General features: G+C 34.0%; 17 protein-coding genes and 1 tRNA gene. 10 read left to right on the plus strand and 8 right to left on the minus strand.

Going from position 1 to position 16,144, the window contains the following annotated elements:
* Positions 1–139: 139 nt before the first annotated feature.
* The 6 genes from ACQ654_RS22180 to ACQ654_RS22205 all read left to right on the plus strand — a co-directional run bounded on the left by ACQ654_RS22180 (position 140) and on the right by ACQ654_RS22205 (position 5,750).
* Positions 140–1,564, plus strand: a complete 1,425-nt coding sequence (locus tag ACQ654_RS22180; protein WP_430412534.1) for an ATP-dependent DNA helicase — start codon at positions 140–142, stop codon at positions 1,562–1,564.
* A gap of 61 nt (positions 1,565–1,625) precedes the next feature.
* Entirely contained in the window at positions 1,626–2,495 is an 870-nt protein-coding gene (locus ACQ654_RS22185; RefSeq protein ID WP_430412535.1) for a hypothetical protein, read from the plus strand.
* Positions 2,496–2,595: 100 nt separating this feature from the next.
* On the plus strand, positions 2,596–3,309 hold the full coding sequence (gene kdsB, locus ACQ654_RS22190) for a 3-deoxy-manno-octulosonate cytidylyltransferase (protein ID WP_430413044.1): 714 nt from the start codon (positions 2,596–2,598) through the stop codon (positions 3,307–3,309).
* The gene (locus tag ACQ654_RS22195; protein ID WP_430412536.1) at positions 3,300–3,998 is read left to right on the plus strand and encodes an HAD family hydrolase; all 699 of its coding nucleotides are present in this window, start codon (positions 3,300–3,302) and stop codon (positions 3,996–3,998) included. The genes kdsB and ACQ654_RS22195 overlap by 10 nt, the downstream gene beginning before the upstream one ends.
* On the plus strand, positions 3,998–4,621 hold the full coding sequence (locus tag ACQ654_RS22200; RefSeq protein ID WP_430412537.1) for a CatA-like O-acetyltransferase: 624 nt from the start codon (positions 3,998–4,000) through the stop codon (positions 4,619–4,621). The genes ACQ654_RS22195 and ACQ654_RS22200 overlap by 1 nt, the downstream gene beginning before the upstream one ends.
* Before the next feature lie 46 nt (positions 4,622–4,667).
* A complete protein-coding gene (locus ACQ654_RS22205; protein ID WP_430412538.1) occupies positions 4,668–5,750 on the plus strand; it encodes an iron-containing alcohol dehydrogenase family protein in 1,083 nt (360 codons plus the stop codon).
* A 153-nt stretch (positions 5,751–5,903) separates the two neighbouring features.
* Here the strand turns inward: ACQ654_RS22205 and ACQ654_RS22210 are convergent, their stop codons facing one another.
* The gene (locus ACQ654_RS22210) at positions 5,904–7,478 is read right to left on the minus strand and encodes a hypothetical protein (protein ID WP_430412539.1); all 1,575 of its coding nucleotides are present in this window, start codon (positions 7,476–7,478) and stop codon (positions 5,904–5,906) included.
* A gap of 201 nt (positions 7,479–7,679) precedes the next feature.
* Between ACQ654_RS22210 and ACQ654_RS22215 the strand changes: the two genes are divergently transcribed.
* Together ACQ654_RS22215 and ACQ654_RS22220 are read left to right on the plus strand one after the other, a co-directional pair.
* Positions 7,680–8,237, plus strand: a complete 558-nt coding sequence (locus tag ACQ654_RS22215; RefSeq protein ID WP_430412540.1) for a 1-acyl-sn-glycerol-3-phosphate acyltransferase — start codon at positions 7,680–7,682, stop codon at positions 8,235–8,237.
* 109 nt (positions 8,238–8,346) lie between these two features.
* Entirely contained in the window at positions 8,347–9,117 is a 771-nt protein-coding gene (locus tag ACQ654_RS22220) for a cupin domain-containing protein (protein ID WP_430412541.1), read from the plus strand.
* A gap of 3 nt (positions 9,118–9,120) precedes the next feature.
* Here ACQ654_RS22220 and ACQ654_RS22225 read toward each other — a convergent pair whose 3' ends face one another.
* The 6 genes from ACQ654_RS22225 to udk are packed head-to-tail and all read right to left on the minus strand — an operon-like array spanning position 9,121 to position 14,791.
* The gene (locus ACQ654_RS22225) at positions 9,121–9,726 is read right to left on the minus strand and encodes a carboxymuconolactone decarboxylase family protein (protein ID WP_430412542.1); all 606 of its coding nucleotides are present in this window, start codon (positions 9,724–9,726) and stop codon (positions 9,121–9,123) included.
* A gap of 3 nt (positions 9,727–9,729) precedes the next feature.
* On the minus strand, positions 9,730–10,233 hold the full coding sequence (locus ACQ654_RS22230) for a hypothetical protein (RefSeq protein ID WP_430412543.1): 504 nt from the start codon (positions 10,231–10,233) through the stop codon (positions 9,730–9,732).
* A 58-nt stretch (positions 10,234–10,291) separates the two neighbouring features.
* Positions 10,292–12,448: a methylmalonyl-CoA mutase gene (scpA, locus tag ACQ654_RS22235; RefSeq protein ID WP_430412544.1), complete on the minus strand. Its 2,157-nt coding sequence runs from the start codon at positions 12,446–12,448 to the stop codon at positions 10,292–10,294.
* A gap of 21 nt (positions 12,449–12,469) precedes the next feature.
* Entirely contained in the window at positions 12,470–13,831 is a 1,362-nt protein-coding gene (locus tag ACQ654_RS22240) for a methylmalonyl-CoA mutase subunit beta (protein WP_430412545.1), read from the minus strand.
* Positions 13,824–14,132 carry an FtsB family cell division protein gene (locus tag ACQ654_RS22245; RefSeq protein ID WP_430412546.1) on the minus strand — a complete coding sequence of 103 codons (309 nt, stop codon included), beginning with the start codon at positions 14,130–14,132 and terminating at the stop codon, positions 13,824–13,826. The genes ACQ654_RS22240 and ACQ654_RS22245 overlap by 8 nt, the downstream gene beginning before the upstream one ends.
* 50 nt (positions 14,133–14,182) lie before the next feature.
* Entirely contained in the window at positions 14,183–14,791 is a 609-nt protein-coding gene (gene udk / locus ACQ654_RS22250) for a uridine kinase (protein ID WP_430412547.1), read from the minus strand.
* Positions 14,792–15,152: 361 nt separating this feature from the next.
* On the opposite strand from udk, the gene ACQ654_RS22255 reads away from it, so the two are divergent.
* Together ACQ654_RS22255 and ACQ654_RS22260 are read left to right on the plus strand one after the other, a co-directional pair.
* Positions 15,153–15,395, plus strand: coding sequence for a GIY-YIG nuclease family protein (locus ACQ654_RS22255; protein WP_430412548.1), 243 nt, complete (start codon positions 15,153–15,155; stop codon positions 15,393–15,395).
* A tRNA-Pro gene (locus ACQ654_RS22260) sits at positions 15,386–15,460 on the plus strand. Before ACQ654_RS22255 ends, ACQ654_RS22260 begins: the two co-directional genes overlap by 10 nt.
* A gap of 207 nt (positions 15,461–15,667) precedes the next feature.
* On the opposite strand, the gene ACQ654_RS22265 is transcribed toward ACQ654_RS22260, so the two are convergent.
* The gene (locus tag ACQ654_RS22265) at positions 15,668–16,141 is read right to left on the minus strand and encodes a DUF4440 domain-containing protein (RefSeq protein ID WP_430412549.1); all 474 of its coding nucleotides are present in this window, start codon (positions 16,139–16,141) and stop codon (positions 15,668–15,670) included.
* Positions 16,142–16,144 lie beyond the last annotated feature (3 nt).

The raw sequence follows: 16,144 nt of genomic DNA on the forward strand, positions 1-16,144 counted from the left end.
ATTTTTTTTTAATCGTAAAAGTATTTAGCCAAAAAAAGCATGTTTATATTTATAAAAAATCAATTGATACACAATCATTCAATTTACTTTTCTATTTTCGTTCCCTGATATCTGAAAAGATCAGATAATTTTTACAATTATGGATGCAACTACATTTTATAAATTACTCAAAAGTAAATTCCCACACGAAGTTACTTTTAAACAAGATGTAGTTTTACACAAACTTTCAGAGTTTATCTACGGAGATGATAATGATGCATTATTCTTGCTAAAAGGATATGCAGGAACTGGAAAAACTACAACAATTGGTACACTTGTTACCCATTTGTGGAATACCAAAAAAAAGTCAGTTTTGCTTGCGCCAACAGGTCGTGCCGCAAAAGTAATTAGTAATTATGCAGGAAGACAAGCACATACAATTCATAGAAAAATATACTTTCCTAAAAAAGATAAAGGTGGCGGTGTAAGTTTTGTATTGCAACCAAATAAGCATAGAGATACACTTTTTATTGTAGATGAAGCGTCCATGATTCCCGATTCGCCAAGTGATTCCAAGCTTTTTGAAAATGGTTCATTATTAGATGATTTAATGATGTATGTCTATTCTGGACATAAATGTAAATTGATTTTAATTGGAGATACGGCGCAATTGCCACCTGTAAAACTTGATATAAGTCCAGCGTTAGACGAAAGAACGTTAGAACTGAATTATGATAAAAATATAACACTCATTGAATTAGATGAAGTTGTCCGACAAGATGCAGATTCAGGAATATTAGTCAATGCAACCAATTTACGCGAACAATTGCATGATGAATTTTATGCAGAATTCAAATTTCAACTCTTAAATTTTCCTGATATTATTCGATTAATTGATGGATACGAAATTCAAGATGCCATTAGCGATTCCTATTCTGATAACGGAAAAGAAGAAATGGCAATTATTGTCCGATCTAATAAAAGAGCCAACATTTACAATCAGCAAATACGAAATAGAATTTTATTTAATGAAAATGAATTATCTGCTGGCGATTATTTAATGGTTGTAAAGAATAACTACTTTTGGTTGCCAGCCACTTCTGAAGCTGGATTTATTGCCAATGGCGATATCATAGAAGTCTTAGAAATTTTTGCCATTAAAGAATTATATGGTTTTCGCTTTGCAGAAGTAAACATACGCATGGTCGATTATCCAAATCAGAAACCATTGGAAACGGTATTATTATTAGATACGATTCATGCAGAAACACCAGCACTTTCGTATGAAGACGGAAACCGATTGTACCAAGAAGTCATGAACGATTATGAAAGTGAAACTTCTAAGTACAAGAAATTTCTAAAAGTAAAAGGCAACAAATATTTCAATGCACTACAAGTAAAATTTAGTTATGCAATTACCTGTCACAAATCGCAAGGTGGACAATGGAAAACGGTTTTTATTGAGCAACCATACTTACCCAATGGAGTTGGAAAAGAATACATGCGTTGGTTATATACAGCCATGACGCGTGCGCAAGAAAAGCTATATCTCATTGGATTTTCAGACGACTTTTTCATTTCTTAAAATACACTAAAAATAATTTTACTATTTTTAAAAAATTAACCATAATCAATAATTGTATCGCATGAATAATTTGTACTACAAGCCTTCGGGCAAAGTAAACCCAATTAGTATAGTATACCTACTTTTAGCAATATGTCTTGGAGCGCCCATTTTGGCATTCATTTATACATATGCAATTCTCTGGATTCCATTTATTTATCTAAACTTTTTATGCTTAGCTGGAATAGCTTTTGGTCTCGGATTTGTAGCAAACTTTGTCGTCGGTTTTGGAAAAGTAAGAAACGCTATGGTTGCCGCTATATTCGGATTGCTTGTCGGAATTGCAGGATTGTATGTAAGTTGGATAATATGGTTAGCGCATCATTTCGGACAAGCATACATGGATATTGCTCTTAATGCAGATGTAATAATTAATGAAATCGGATATGCCAACGAAGAAGGGACTTGGGGAGTAGGAAGAAGTGGCGGACTTGTTAGTGGAACAATACTAAGCATTATCTGGATTATTGAAGCTGTTGGAATGATAGGAATTCCTGTATTCTTTGCATTTTCGAAAGCTGGTGAACCTTATATTGAAAATGATGATAACTGGGCAGAAGAAACACTCATTGGTCCTTTTGAAATTGTATTGAATCAGACAGCACTAAAACAGCAACTAGAAACTAAAAACTACGAAGAATTATTAGCCATTGCACCAGCAGAAAACGCAGGACAAGGTTCGCACACAATACTTCAATTGCATCACGGAGAAAATAGAAATCAAGCAAAAGAATTTTATCTAACTGTAAAGAATATGATTGAAAAACGAGACAAAGACGGAAATCTTGATTTTGATGAAAAACCATTAATTAGTTTCATTCATATCAGTAAAGAAGCTGGACAGCAATTGCTAGCCAAAATAATTTCTGATGCGACAGTTGTAGAAAATTAAAAATGAATTCATAATTTCAAATACGTTTTAAACACGTCAAATTATATTAAAAATTGTATTTTTGAATTCATAAAAACAAGCACATTTGAAAATAATAGCAATGATTCCGGCACGATATGCAGCTTCTCGCTTTCCTGGGAAGCTAATGCAAGACTTGCATGGAAAAACCGTAATTACCAGAACGTACGAAGCTACGGTGGCTACAGGGCTTTTTGAAGAAGTATATGTAGTTACAGATAGTGATGTCATTCGTGAAGAAATAGCACGCAATGGCGGCAATGTAATTATGAGTAAAAAAGAACACCAATCTGGAAGTGATCGTATTGCGGAAGCTGTACAAAATGTGGAAGCAGATATTGTTATCAATGTTCAAGGTGATGAGCCATTTACGGAAAAAGAAAGCCTTCAAAAAGTAATAAATGTGTTTTATGATGATCCAAACAAAGAAATAGATTTGGCTTCATTAATGGTTCAAATTAAAGATTGGGACGAAATCAACAACCCAAATACAGTCAAAGTGATTGTCGATCAGCGCGATTTTGCATTGTACTTTTCGCGCTCACCAATTCCATATCCAAGAGATGAAAATGCAGGTGCAACATACTTTAAACACAAAGGAATTTATGCATTTCGAAAACAAGCGCTGTTAGATTTTTATGAATTGCCAATGAAAACGCTGGAAGCTACTGAAAAAATAGAATGCATTCGTTATTTAGAATTTGGCAAAAAAATAAAAATGGTAGAAACCACTATTGAAGGTGTCGAAATTGATACACCTGAAGATTTAGAACGTGCAAAAAAAGAATGGAAATAAAGTATAATACAATAAAAGTCATCGCTTTTGATGCCGATGATACGCTTTGGGTAAACGAAACCTATTTCAGAGATGTAGAACACAAGTTTGCACAACTGTTAACTGCATATGAAACTGAAAATACCATTGATCAAGAGTTGTTTAAAATGGAAATGAAAAATCTTCCAATTTACGGTTACGGAATCAAAGGTTTTATGCTTTCTATGGTTGAAAGTGCAATTGAATTATCTAACGGGAAAATTTCAAACAAAGTACTTTCTGAAATTATTCAATTAGGAAAAGAAATGATTTCCATGCCTGTAGAATTGTTAGACGGAATTGAAGATGTATTAGAAGAATTAAGCAAAAAATACAGACTATTAGTACTCACCAAAGGCGATTTGCTCGATCAAGAACGAAAGCTTGAAAAATCTGGCTTGACCAAATATTTTCATCATGTAGAAGTGATGAGTGACAAAAAAGAAAAAAATTACAAAGATTTGCTCGATCATTTAGAAATAAATGTAAACGAATTTTTAATGATTGGAAACTCACTAAAATCAGACGTGTTACCAATTATAAACATAGGAGGAAAGGCAATTCATGTTCCATTTCACACAACTTGGCAACACGAAACTGTTTTACCAAATGAAGAATCTGATGCATATCATGTCGTAAAAGACATTACTCAGGTGTTAAACTATTTATAATGCAAAAGTTAAATACAAACACTTGGAATCGGAAACAACACTTTGAATTTTTTAACACATTCAAAGATCCGTTTTTTGCAGTTGCAACGCCAATGGATGTTACCAACGCGTATCACTTTGCAAAAACAACCAACAATAGCTTTTTTGCAGTCTATTTGCACGATTGTATGAAAGCAATTAATAAAATAGAAGCGTTCAAATATCGTATTGAAAATGAACATGAAGTTGTGATCCATGATAAAATTCATGCATCAGCAACCATTATGCGTCCAAACAAAACCTTTGGATTTTCATTTATTGATTATGATGCCGATTTTGAAATATTTAAACAAAATATAGAAGCGGAAAAAGATCGAATTATCCATTCAACAGATTTGTTTCCGCCAAAAAATACAGAAGATTGTGTATTTTGTTCAGCGTTGCCGTGGACACATTTTACAGGACACAAAGAACCATTTCACGGGAAAAAAGAATCGGTTCCAAAAATAGCTTTCAGTAAAATGGAAGTGCAGAATGATAAAAAAATAATGACGGTTTCAGTATCGGTAAATCACGCATTGATGGATGGCTATCATGTTGGACAGTTTACCGAAAAGTTTCAAGAAAACTTATTGAAACACTAAATAACCTAACGTAATATTTATATTTACACCATTAAACTAATTAACTATGCAATATAAAAACTTTCCAATGGTTCCCAGAGTAATCTTCGGAAGAGGAAGTTTTAACCAAATACAGGAAATTCTTGCGCCAAAACGTTTGAATACCAAAGCACCGTTTATCTTCTTAGTAGACGATGTTTTTGAAAACCATCCTTGGCTTATTGATAGAATTCCAATTCGATTTTTAGATCAAATTGTTTTTGTTTCTGCGGAAGAAGAACCAAAAACTTCACAAGTTGATGCATTGGTAAATGAACTAAAAGGACGTTTCACGGAAAATCCATCAGGAATTATCGGAATTGGCGGCGGAACTTTGTTAGATATGGCAAAAGCTGTTTCAATTATGCTAACCAATGAAGGAAGTGCGGCTGATTATCAAGGTTGGGATTTGGTAAGTAATGAAGCTGTATACCATGTGGGAATCCCAACGATTTCAGGAACAGGCGCAGAAGTTTCACGAACAACTGTATTAACAGGTCCAGAAAAAAAATTAGGAATCAACTCAGATTTTACACCTTTTGATCAAGTTGTATTAGATCCAGAATTAACGCGCGGTGTTCCACAAAATCAATGGTTTTACACAGGAATGGATTGTTATATTCACTGTATAGAATCGTTAACAGGAACGTACTTAAACGCGTTTAGCCAGAGTTACGGTGAAAAAGCGTTGGAACTTTGCAGAAACGTTTTCTTAGAGAAAAATGTACGTGATGAAGATTCGGAAGACAAATTGATGATGGCATCTTGGCATGGCGGAATGAGCATTGCATATTCACAAGTTGGTGTTGCACATGCCATGAGTTACGGACTTTCATACTTACTTGGAACAAAACACGGAATTGGAAACTGTATCGTATTCAATCACTTAGAAGAATTTTATCCGCAAGGTGTTTCTGAGTTTAAGAAAATGGTTCGCAAGCACGATATTGACATTCCAACAGGAATTTGTAAAGATCTAACAGATAAAGAATTTGATAAAATGATTGACATTGCCTTAATGTTAGTGCCACTTTGGGAAAATGCATTGGGTAAAAATTGGAAAGAAATCATAACACGAGAGAAGTTGAAAAATATGTACATGAAAATGTAACTTCAACAAGCTCAATCAATAATACAATAGCTCAATTTTTTTAAAAAACTAACTCTTTCATTTCGAGCGCTGTCGAGAAGCTAAAGAAATCCACAATTGCGATTGAATCTCGACTGCGCTTGATTTGAAAATATAACAGTATATCTAAAGTTGTCAATCAAAAAAGAATTCTTCCATAGTTCCGATATTTAGCCAACCTCTTTTTTTCTTTCTGCGGATGCGATAAAAATGATCAGTTACTTTTTCTAACAAATCGTACTGAACGGTTCTATGTGTAGGGAAAATGCCGACTTTATTATTTTTATAAAAACGAATTATACCATTCTTTTCCAATGCAATACTATCAAACTGTGTTGGAAGTTCCTGTTTTGCATCCAGATAATCAACATGCCTATACATGAGTTGTTTGTGGCGAAAAATTACCGTATCAACCTTTTCGTAATCATGAGGAAATTGATACTTATATGAACGTATTCCGTATGATTTCCCGTTTTTTACTTTAAGTAAACTAGTGATGTATTTTTGATCGAACAATTCATTCCCCAATAGATAAATTGTGTCTCTATTTGTTAAAAAACTAATTTCTTCATTTTTGGGAAGATTTCTCAAAATCACTTTTTGTGTTTTCTGTAAAGCCCAAGTCTCCTTTTTTGTTGCGTACAGATGATTTGTTTTTGAATCAATCCTGTAAGTTGTGAGCGTTGCGCCACCCCAAACTCGTTTATTAGGATTTGGAAAACTGCCAAGATGATTTCCATAAATGTCATAGAAAAAAGCACCTTTGTCCGTCAAAAGCTCCAAAGCTTCGTCTATAAAATAAAAATCATATACAGTTTCAATAGGTATTTTTTCAGCCGCTACGTTATAAACCGTAAAATGACTGTCTTTTTTTGTGATGATAAAAAAATCAGAATGATAAATGGCATCATAACTTTCGGGCAACACTTTAGTGCCGAGTCGTGTATGTAATTCACAAGAATGATTGTCATTTTGATGAATTCTATAATAGTCTGAAAATTTAAAAAAGCGATATTTCTGATAGTTATCAAGAGTATAATCTTCACTGTTCACTTTTGAGAAACTCGTAATTTTTTCTTTTGATGCTAACGAAATAAGCATGTCTTTTGCAGGAATAATTATGTCAACAATATCTTGAGTGTCAAATAAAAGAAGTAGTTGTTTATTTTGCCTAACTTCAAGATAGACGATGAATAGGAAATTGGTGTTTTTAACTTTCCATGAAATATTATTTTCTTGGTGATTCTTTTCGTTTTTCTGAAGTGATATTTCATATGTAACAGCGATATCTTTGTTGATAAAACGCGTCAGCTCTTTTTCGTTTGTTGGTGTATGTGTAAATGTTCTATCCCAGCTTGTTTTCGTTAAAAAATCATCAGGAATTGACGTCATTTCATCAGTTTTCGTAATAAATGTATGACTGTCCTGTATTTCTTTCATAGTAAGCGTATCGTAGAAAATTTCTTTTACAATCAACTCATCATCTTGAATTTTTCCTCTCAGCGAAAGATTGTCTGTATAATTTTGTAATTCAAATTCAACTTCCTGATAGTGTAGCGAATCAATCTTTTTATAGAATATATGATTTCCACGTTCATTGAGTGTAATCAGATCAATATTAGTCGTTTTTATTGTGTGTTGCGCATGACCAATCGCAAAAGCGAAAAACAATAAAAGATATGTAGTAAAAATTGTTTTTAGGTTCTTCATTTAATTATAATTACAATCTAAAATTAACCTCTTAAATACGCAAAAACAATAAAGAATACGCAAACTAACCTTTTGAGTGAGTAAACTGATAATTCATTGTCTTTATACATTATATAGCAATTAAATAGTACAATAATGCAAACTTCATTACCTTAGCCATACTGTTGAACAGGAATATGAATTACTAAAGAAAATCTCCTAATGATACGAGCGATTTACAAATTTATTTACTTCAAACTGATGGGTTGGAAAATTGTCGGAAATTTTTCTGATGAGGTGAAAAAATGTATTGTTGCGGTAGTTCCACACACAAGTTGGCACGATTTCTACATTGGTTTATTGATAAGAGGAGTTACACAGAAGAAAATTAATTATGTAGGAAAAAAAGAACTCTTTAAGTTTCCGTTTGGTTGGTATTTTCGTTGGACAGGTGGCGCGCCAATTGACAGAACGCCAGGGCAAAACAAAGTGCAAGCTATGGCGGCTGTATTTGACGGGAAAGAAGAATTTAGGCTTACGTTAGCGCCCGAAGGAACTCGAAAACGTGTTGACGAATTACGTACAGGATTTTATTACATAGCAAAAGAAGCCAATGTGCCAATTACCTTAGTTGCGTTTGATTTTGGTAAAAAACAAGTCAAAATTGACGAACCATTTTACCTAACAGACAACATGGAAGCCGATTTTGAATACATTCACGAATTCTTTAAAGGTGTTGTTGGAAAAGTGCCCGAAAAGAGTTTTCGATATAAGGAATAATTATGAAACTTTTCGATTAATATCTGATAATTGATCCTTCGAAATTGCTTATTATTTCAAATACTTCAATGTGTTGAAATACTATTTTTATTTAAAAACAACATTACGTATGAACCGATTTCACCTTCTTTTATTCCTATTGATAAGTGTACAATGTTTATATGCGCAAAAAGCAACAACTGATTCAATTTTAAAACCTTTTAAGATAAGTGAACGTTATTTGTCTGGTTTAGACATTCCGAAAGTAACTTTAAAAGCGCATCCGGAAAGAGCTTATTTTCAAAAGAGAATTTACAAAGGTTCAGATTTGAGTATTTTTATCTTATCAAGTGAAACGGCAACAAATACAATTGCAAATTTTCCAATTGATGAATTTGTCTATTATTTAAAAGGAAAAGCGGAAATTACAACCAAAAACGATCAAAAAATAACATTTCTTTCTGGAGATTATATTTGTGTACCGAAAGGTTTTTCAGGAACTTGGATCAATAATGGTGGAAATACGTATCATTTAGAACTTTCTGTAATTTCTAATAAAAGAGCGGCAAAAGAGACAATTTCAACACCAAATATTCCTTTTTTATTAAACAGAGAACTATTATCAGGAATTGAAAATTCAAGTAAAGAAACGTCACTATTTTCAGGTGTAGAATTGAATATGAAAACAGTTTCTGAAAAAGCAGGTTTAAAAGAAATTTCAAAAACAAACACAGATCAATTCATTCATGTATTGGATGGAATTGTCACAATTATACCTAAAAACGGTGCGTCTGAAACATATTTACGAGGAGATTTTTTTATACTGCCAAAAGGGTTTTCAGGTAGTTGGAAAACCGAAGCGCAAGATACTTTTAGAATGTTACTTGTTACTTCAAAATAACGACTAACGATGATCCCAAGAAGATTCATCATCTTTATTATTGGGTGATAACCCTAAGATTTCACCTTTCGCATTTACACCCAAACCTAACACAGTTCTGTTGGCATAATTAAAATACGCAACCACTTGATTTACCTCTAAAATTTCGCCATCGTCATACCCAAAAGCACGAAGTGCATCAATATCATCACGAGTTAAATCTGCAGCAGCGAATGTTAACTTTTCTGCATACTTTACCAAAGACATTTCTTTTTTAGATAAAATTTCTTCTAAAGAATTATTTTCTATGTGTTTTCTGATGGAATTTGCTTTTTCGTCGTTGTTTAAAAAACGTTTCATTCCTGCAAAATGATGTTCGTAACAATAGTCACATTTATTAATGAAACTTGTATACGTTCCTAACAATTCCAAGAACCAATTTGGAAACGTATTATTTGAATGATGCAAGGTGTTTTTATACAAACTCATATGTCCTGTAAGTGTGTGCGGACGTAAACTATGAATGCCTAATACATTGTCAATTTGGTTATTAGGACCTTTTATTTTATTATAAATTGATTTGAGTTTCCCTGTAGATTTTTCAAACGGAATAATGTGAATCCAACTCATAAGTTATATTTTTTGCTTGGGTAGTTTTTGTTCTTTTGGCTTTTCTTTTTCTTGTCCAATTGCACCAGGAAACGACAAATTCGTACTTGAATAAATGGTTCCGAACGTATAATTGGCATTATACACTTGCGCAACGGCATCAACCACTTGTGTTTCAGATAATTCTTTTAGTGGATGTGTAAAAACGGACCAAAGAATAGCATCTGAAATGGCGTATTTCACATCTAATGCAGTATGAAAATTTGCTGTTAAACAGTTTTTCAACGTTTTATCGTCGATGTTTGAAACTTCTGTAATGGGAGAAATAATACGCATTCGATTGTTTTTTTCGTCTGTCAAACAAATAAAAAGTTTGTCATTTACAGCAAATCGCCAGTTTCCAGCTTGCCCTTGAATGGTGTCTGAATTTTTGGTTAAAATTTCGCCTAATTTGGTGTTGTTCATGTGTTGTGCAGACATGAAACTAAAACTTACGACTAAAACGATGCATGCAATTATCTTTTTCATTCAAATGATTTTTTATGATGAATCAGTCGAATAAAATTGTAAAAACAAACAATTGTAACTATTCGTCAATCAAAATTTCTAACAATTGAATTGCCGCTTCACTAATTTTAGTTCCAGGGCCAAATACAGCAACTGCGCCAGCATCAAATAAAAATTGATAATCTTGATGTGGAATTACACCACCAACAATCACCATAATATCTTCACGACCGTACTTTTTCAATTCTGCAATTACTTGCGGAACGAGCGTTTTATGTCCAGCGGCTAATGAAGAAACACCTAAAATGTGCACATCGTTTTCCATGGCTTGTTTTGCGGCTTCGGCTGGCGTTTGAAATAATGGTCCAATATCTACATCAAAACCAACATCTGCATAGCCTGTTGCCACAACTTTTGCGCCACGGTCATGTCCATCTTGTCCCATTTTCGCAATCATAATTCGTGGTTGGCGACCTTCTAAATCTGCAAATTTGACTGCCAATTCTTTTGCTTTCTGAAACGAACTATCGTCTTTTATTTCTTTGCTATACACACCTGAGAATGATTTTATTTGTGCTTTGTATCTTCCAAAAACAACTTCCAACGCATCTGATATTTCGCCTAAAGTGGCACGTTTTCTTGCGGCATCAACAGCTAACGCTAGTAAATTTGTATTCCCTTGAAAAAGGGAATCTTTTGAATCTGTACTAAAACGTGCGGCTGTTGTTAATTTTTCCAACGCTTCCGTAACTTCCGCAGCGTTTCTTTTTTTCTTCAACGTGTCCAAACGTGCTAATTGCGCATTTCGAACCGTTTGATTGTCAACTTCTAAAATATGTAATGGATCTTCTTTGTCAAGTCTGTATTTATTTACACCAACAATTACATCTTGTCCAGAATCTATTCGTGCTTGTTTACGTGCTGCAGCTTCTTCAATGCGCATTTTCGGAATTCCAGCTTCAATAGCTTTCGTCATTCCGCCCAATTCTTCAACTTCTTCAATGAGTTGCATTGCTTTGTTTGCAATTTCATGTGTTAGTTTTTCCACATAATAACTTCCTGCCCACGGATCAACTGTTTTGGTAATTTTTGTTTCTTCTTGTAAATATATTTGTGTATTTCTTGCAATTCGCGCTGAGAAATCCGTTGGTAATGCAATGGCTTCATCCAATGCATTTGTATGTAAACTTTGCGTTCCTCCAAATGCCGCCGCCGCTGCTTCAATACAAGTGCGCGCTACATTATTGAAAGGATCTTGCTCAGTAAGACTCCAACCACTTGTTTGGCAATGTGTACGCAGTGATAATGATTTTTGATTTTTCGGATTGAATTGCTTCACGAGTTTTGCCCACAACATTCTAGCCGCTCTCATTTTGGCAATTTCCATAAAATGATTCATTCCAATTGCCCAGAAAAATGATAGGCGAGGAGCAAAAGTATCAATGTCCATTCCTGCGGCCAATCCTTTACGGATGTATTCCAAACCATCTGCCAACGTGTATGCCAACTCAATATCACAGGTTGCGCCAGCTTCTTGCATGTGATAGCCAGAAATACTGATACTGTTAAATTTCGGCATGTGTTCTGACGTATATTCAAAAATATCAGAAATGATTTTCATTGAAGGTGTTGGAGGATAAATGTACGTATTACGGACCATAAATTCTTTTAGAATGTCATTCTGAATCGTTCCTGCTAAGAGTTCAGGTTGTACGCCTTGTTCTTCTGCGGCAACAATATAGAATGCCATAATTGGTAACACGGCGCCATTCATCGTCATAGAAACCGACATTTTATCCAATGGAATTTGATCGAATAGAATTTTCATGTCTTCCACCGAATCAATGGCAACACCAGCTTTTCCAACATCACCAACTACACGTTCATGATCACTGTCATATCCACGATGTGTTGCTAAATCGAACGCAACCGAAAGTCCTTTTTGTCCTGCGGCTAAGTTCCGTCTGTAAAACGCATTGCTTTCTTCTGCTGTAGAAAATCCTGCATATTGACGAATTGTCCACGGTCTGCGAACGTACATTGTAGAATATGGTCCACGAAGATTTGGCGCAATTCCTGCCACAAAATCTAAATGTGAAACATCTTGCATATCATCTTTTGTGTACGATGATTTTACTTCAATATCTTCCGCCGTTAGAAATGAAGCTTGTGTAGTTTCGTTTTCAAACGTTTTCGTTTTGTCAAGTGTGATATGTTGAAGATTCTTTCTAGTCATGCTCATAATTTGTTTTGAAAATTACTCCTGCTTTAAACGTTCTTTTTCTAGTTTAGTTGCCAAACGTCTTAGATTGATTGGAATGACTAATACTTTCCGTATTTCGTTTTTTGAAAACGGTTCAATTTCCAAATCGTGCTTCATTTTATCTTCAGGATTCGGATATTTGTTTGTTCCTAGCAATACTTCTTTACCTTCATCAAATAAGGCTTGCTCTTTTAAGTCGCTTTCTTTTATTTTTCGTTGAATTGTTCCTTCTTTCAATTGCTTTAAGAACCCGCCAGTTGCTTCAATATCTTTGAATAACGTTAGTGCTTTTTCAGCTAATTGATTGGTGATACTTTCAATATAATATGAACCTTCTGTTGGGTTGTCCGTTTTGTCAAAATAACTTTCATCTTTTAAGATTCTGAGTTGATTTCGTGAGATACGATCGCCAAATTCATTTGCTTCATGATATAGAGCGTCGTATGGTAAATTATGAACAAAATCAGCACCGCCCAAAACTACACTCATACATTCTGTCGTAGTTCGTAACATGTTTACATTGTAATCATACAAGGTTTTGTTACGTTTTGAAGGTGAAGCAATGATGATACATTTTTGATTAAGATTGTATTCTTTTGCCAATACGCTCCATAATTGACGCAACGCTCTTAGTTTGGCAATTTCAAAGAAATAATGTGTGCCAACAGTCACACTGAATGTGATTTTGTTGGTAATTTTTGAACCGAAATGATTCAAATATTCATTTGCATGCGAAAGTGCGTAGGCAAGTTGTTGCACCATTGTTGCGCCCGCGTTTTGATAGGTATCAACATGAATCGTTAGGGTGCTCTGGAAAGCATCAAGCTGTAAGATGGTTTCTAGTTGTTCGTGATCTTTTGCAAGATTTTCGAACCAATTTCCAGATGAAGCTAGCTGTCCTATGATATCAACTCCAACGGTGATGTTTGCATTTTGTTCTTTCGCGAAAGCGGCAACTTTTTTAAGATACTCCGAAGACAAAAACTCTAATTCTATATGAATAGGAATTGTTTTGAGAGCAACATCTTTTAGCAATGTTTTTATTGAAATTTCTTTGGTAGAAATTACTAAAACCAGACTTTCCGCGCCACGTAAAAGGATATCTTTTATGTTTTGATTTGATGCTGAAGCGTCAGTTACACGGATACGTTGCGTAACTTTCCATTGTGTCGTTTGTGTAAGAATTGGTTGGACTTCGCCAAAGTTTTCACTGTGATAAAAAGGTGTAATGTCAATACCTTCTTGCGTAGCTGTAATGAGTGTCTGATTGTAGTCAGCACCTTTTAAGTCTACTTGTATTTTTTGTTTCCATTGTGTAGCAGAAACATTATCAAACTCGTTAAATAAGTTACTCATTGTCTTCTAAATTTAGGCTATCTGCATACTCGATGATGTAAATTTCTTCATTTTCTTTTTTCATGAAATAGCGCTCACGTGCAAATTTTTCCAATTCGTCAGGGCTTAAGAATTTTTTGATATTCTCCCGATCTTTTTTGATTTCACTTTGCAAGTTTTCTTTTTGTTTTTCTAACAGTTCAATTTGTCTGTTAAGTTCTCTGTGTGTAGAAAACCAAGAGTTTGCATCTAAAAATAGCATCCATACGATAAATATGGCTGAAATGATGATGTATATATTTTTGAACTTGTTTAGATTCATTGTGTATGCAATTGCGCTACGATAAAAATGCTATGTAAATGTACTAAATATTAGGCTAATCGTTCGCTAATAATTGTTCGAACAATATCCACGGCAACCGTATTGTATCGATTGTTTGGAATGATGATATCTGCAAATTCTTTTGTAGGCTCAATAAACTGTTCGTGCATTGGCTTTAACGTGTTTTGGTAACGTGCTAATACTTCGTTGATTTCACGTCCACGTTGTGTAATGTCGCGTTTGATTCTTCTTATTAAACGTTCGTCAGAATCGGCATGAACAAATATTTTGATGTCAAACATTTTACGAAGTTCAGGATTTGTCAGAATTAGAATTCCTTCTACAATGATTACTTTTCGCGGTAATGTGTGAATTGTATCTCCTGTACGATTGTGTTTTACAAACGAATATACAGGTTGATCGATGGCATTTCCATTCTTTAATTCTGTTAAATGTTTACAGATTAAATCAAAATCAATAGATCGTGGATGATCGAAATTTATCTTTGTACGCTGTTCGTAATGTAAGTGTGAAGTATCGTTATAGTAAGAATCTTGTGAAATGATTCCGACTTCGTTTTCGGGTAATTGTTTGATGATTTCGTTAACTACGGTTGTTTTTCCACTTCCTGTTCCGCCGCCAATACCAATAATGAGCATATGTTATTTAGTTTTTTAGTCGAGCACAAAATTAAGTAAATTATTCATTTATTTTAGATAAAAGCGTTTAGATCACTTTGCTGTTAACATCAAAAAATTAGATTCATATAGAATCGATTGAAATTATTTTAAAAATAAATAGTTTTTGCTTTTGTGTTTCTAGAAAAGTCTTATATTTGCAATCCAAATTTTCGGGTGTAGTTGTAAATTCAATAGAAAATATAACTATGAAATTACACTCTCGAAGAGTACTACGCAAATGTGTAGCATTGACGAAGATAACGCCTTAGCGTTATTATCGCGCTGCGTTTGGGACGCGGAGGTCGTCACGCTTGAGGCGTGATCACCCAAATTAAGGAGTATGATAGTATATATTCTTTACAGTGAATTGAAATCAAAATATTATGTTGGTCAAACGCAAGATTTTGAAAAAAGATTAATACGACATAATTTAGGTTATGTGAAGTCAACTAAAAGTGGTTTACCATGGAAAGTTGTTACAATTATTGAAGTTAAAAATAGAAGTGAAGCTCTTATTCTTGAAAAGAAAATTAAAAAACGAGGAGCAAAACGATATTTAGAAGATAACCAATTCGGGGTGTAGCGTAGCCCGGTTATCGCGCCGCGTTTGGGACGCGGAGGTCGCAGGTTCGAATCCTGCCACCCCGACAAATAAAAAGTCTTGCATTAGCAAGACTTTTTTTATGCAATACATTTAAGCTCGCTTAAGAATGTATTGCATAAAAAAAGGGTTCCGAGCGCGAAGCGATCCAAGACTTTCATTTGCAACAAACCCAATTCAGGGTCACGTAGTAATCCTTTGTTCTTCCTAGTTGAGTTTATTTAGAAATGTATTTTAATCAAATTAACTTTACTTTACTTCCGTTCTTTAAAACCAGATACATGCGAAGAAATCGCTTTCCAAAGAGTATCTTTTTTAATTAACACATTACTCGATTCATATTGGCTATATACAGAATCTTTATAGATATATCCAGTTCCAGAAATGATAGCGGTTCCGTTTTTATAAATAGCCAAACGTTTGATTTCATAACGGAAAAAATCGTGCTGTGTAGCATTTTTTTTAATCCAATTGAGTTCATCATTTTTGGTATATCTATTCCCAGAACCATCAATAAGTTCAAAACTTTCATCTAAAATTTGATCTAACAAAATCGTGTCTTGTTCTTTGTATGCTTTTGGCCATAATACTTCTTTCATATTCCGAAGCGTAGATTCATCTTTTGATGTAATTTGAGAAAAAGTTGATTTTTGAGTATTTTCTTGATTGCAACTGCTTATAAAAAGTGTGAATATTACTGCGAAACTTATTATTTTTAGAACGTTCATGAT

This window comes from Kordia sp. (assembly GCF_965283645.1).
Taxonomy (GTDB): domain Bacteria; phylum Bacteroidota; class Bacteroidia; order Flavobacteriales; family Flavobacteriaceae; genus Kordia.

What these genes read in the sequence shown, in the direction of transcription:
- ACQ654_RS22180 (WP_430412534.1), top strand. Translation starts at nt 140, where the DNA reads ATGGATGCAACTACATTTTATAAATTACTCAAAAGTAAATTCCCACAC.
- ACQ654_RS22185 (WP_430412535.1), top strand. Translation starts at nt 1,626, where the DNA reads ATGAATAATTTGTACTACAAGCCTTCGGGCAAAGTAAACCCAATTAGT.
- kdsB (WP_430413044.1), top strand. Translation starts at nt 2,596, where the DNA reads ATGATTCCGGCACGATATGCAGCTTCTCGCTTTCCTGGGAAGCTAATG.
- ACQ654_RS22195 (WP_430412536.1), top strand. Translation starts at nt 3,300, where the DNA reads ATGGAAATAAAGTATAATACAATAAAAGTCATCGCTTTTGATGCCGAT.
- ACQ654_RS22200 (WP_430412537.1), top strand. Translation starts at nt 3,998, where the DNA reads ATGCAAAAGTTAAATACAAACACTTGGAATCGGAAACAACACTTTGAA.
- ACQ654_RS22205 (WP_430412538.1), top strand. Translation starts at nt 4,668, where the DNA reads ATGCAATATAAAAACTTTCCAATGGTTCCCAGAGTAATCTTCGGAAGA.
- ACQ654_RS22210 (WP_430412539.1), bottom strand. Translation starts at nt 7,478, where the DNA reads ATGAAGAACCTAAAAACAATTTTTACTACATATCTTTTATTGTTTTTC.
- ACQ654_RS22215 (WP_430412540.1), top strand. Translation starts at nt 7,680, where the DNA reads ATGATACGAGCGATTTACAAATTTATTTACTTCAAACTGATGGGTTGG.
- ACQ654_RS22220 (WP_430412541.1), top strand. Translation starts at nt 8,347, where the DNA reads ATGAACCGATTTCACCTTCTTTTATTCCTATTGATAAGTGTACAATGT.
- ACQ654_RS22225 (WP_430412542.1), bottom strand. Translation starts at nt 9,726, where the DNA reads ATGAGTTGGATTCACATTATTCCGTTTGAAAAATCTACAGGGAAACTC.
- ACQ654_RS22230 (WP_430412543.1), bottom strand. Translation starts at nt 10,233, where the DNA reads ATGAAAAAGATAATTGCATGCATCGTTTTAGTCGTAAGTTTTAGTTTC.
- scpA (WP_430412544.1), bottom strand. Translation starts at nt 12,448, where the DNA reads ATGACTAGAAAGAATCTTCAACATATCACACTTGACAAAACGAAAACG.
- ACQ654_RS22240 (WP_430412545.1), bottom strand. Translation starts at nt 13,831, where the DNA reads ATGAGTAACTTATTTAACGAGTTTGATAATGTTTCTGCTACACAATGG.
- ACQ654_RS22245 (WP_430412546.1), bottom strand. Translation starts at nt 14,132, where the DNA reads ATGAATCTAAACAAGTTCAAAAATATATACATCATCATTTCAGCCATA.
- udk (WP_430412547.1), bottom strand. Translation starts at nt 14,791, where the DNA reads ATGCTCATTATTGGTATTGGCGGCGGAACAGGAAGTGGAAAAACAACC.
- ACQ654_RS22255 (WP_430412548.1), top strand. Translation starts at nt 15,153, where the DNA reads ATGATAGTATATATTCTTTACAGTGAATTGAAATCAAAATATTATGTT.
- ACQ654_RS22265 (WP_430412549.1), bottom strand. Translation starts at nt 16,141, where the DNA reads ATGAACGTTCTAAAAATAATAAGTTTCGCAGTAATATTCACACTTTTT.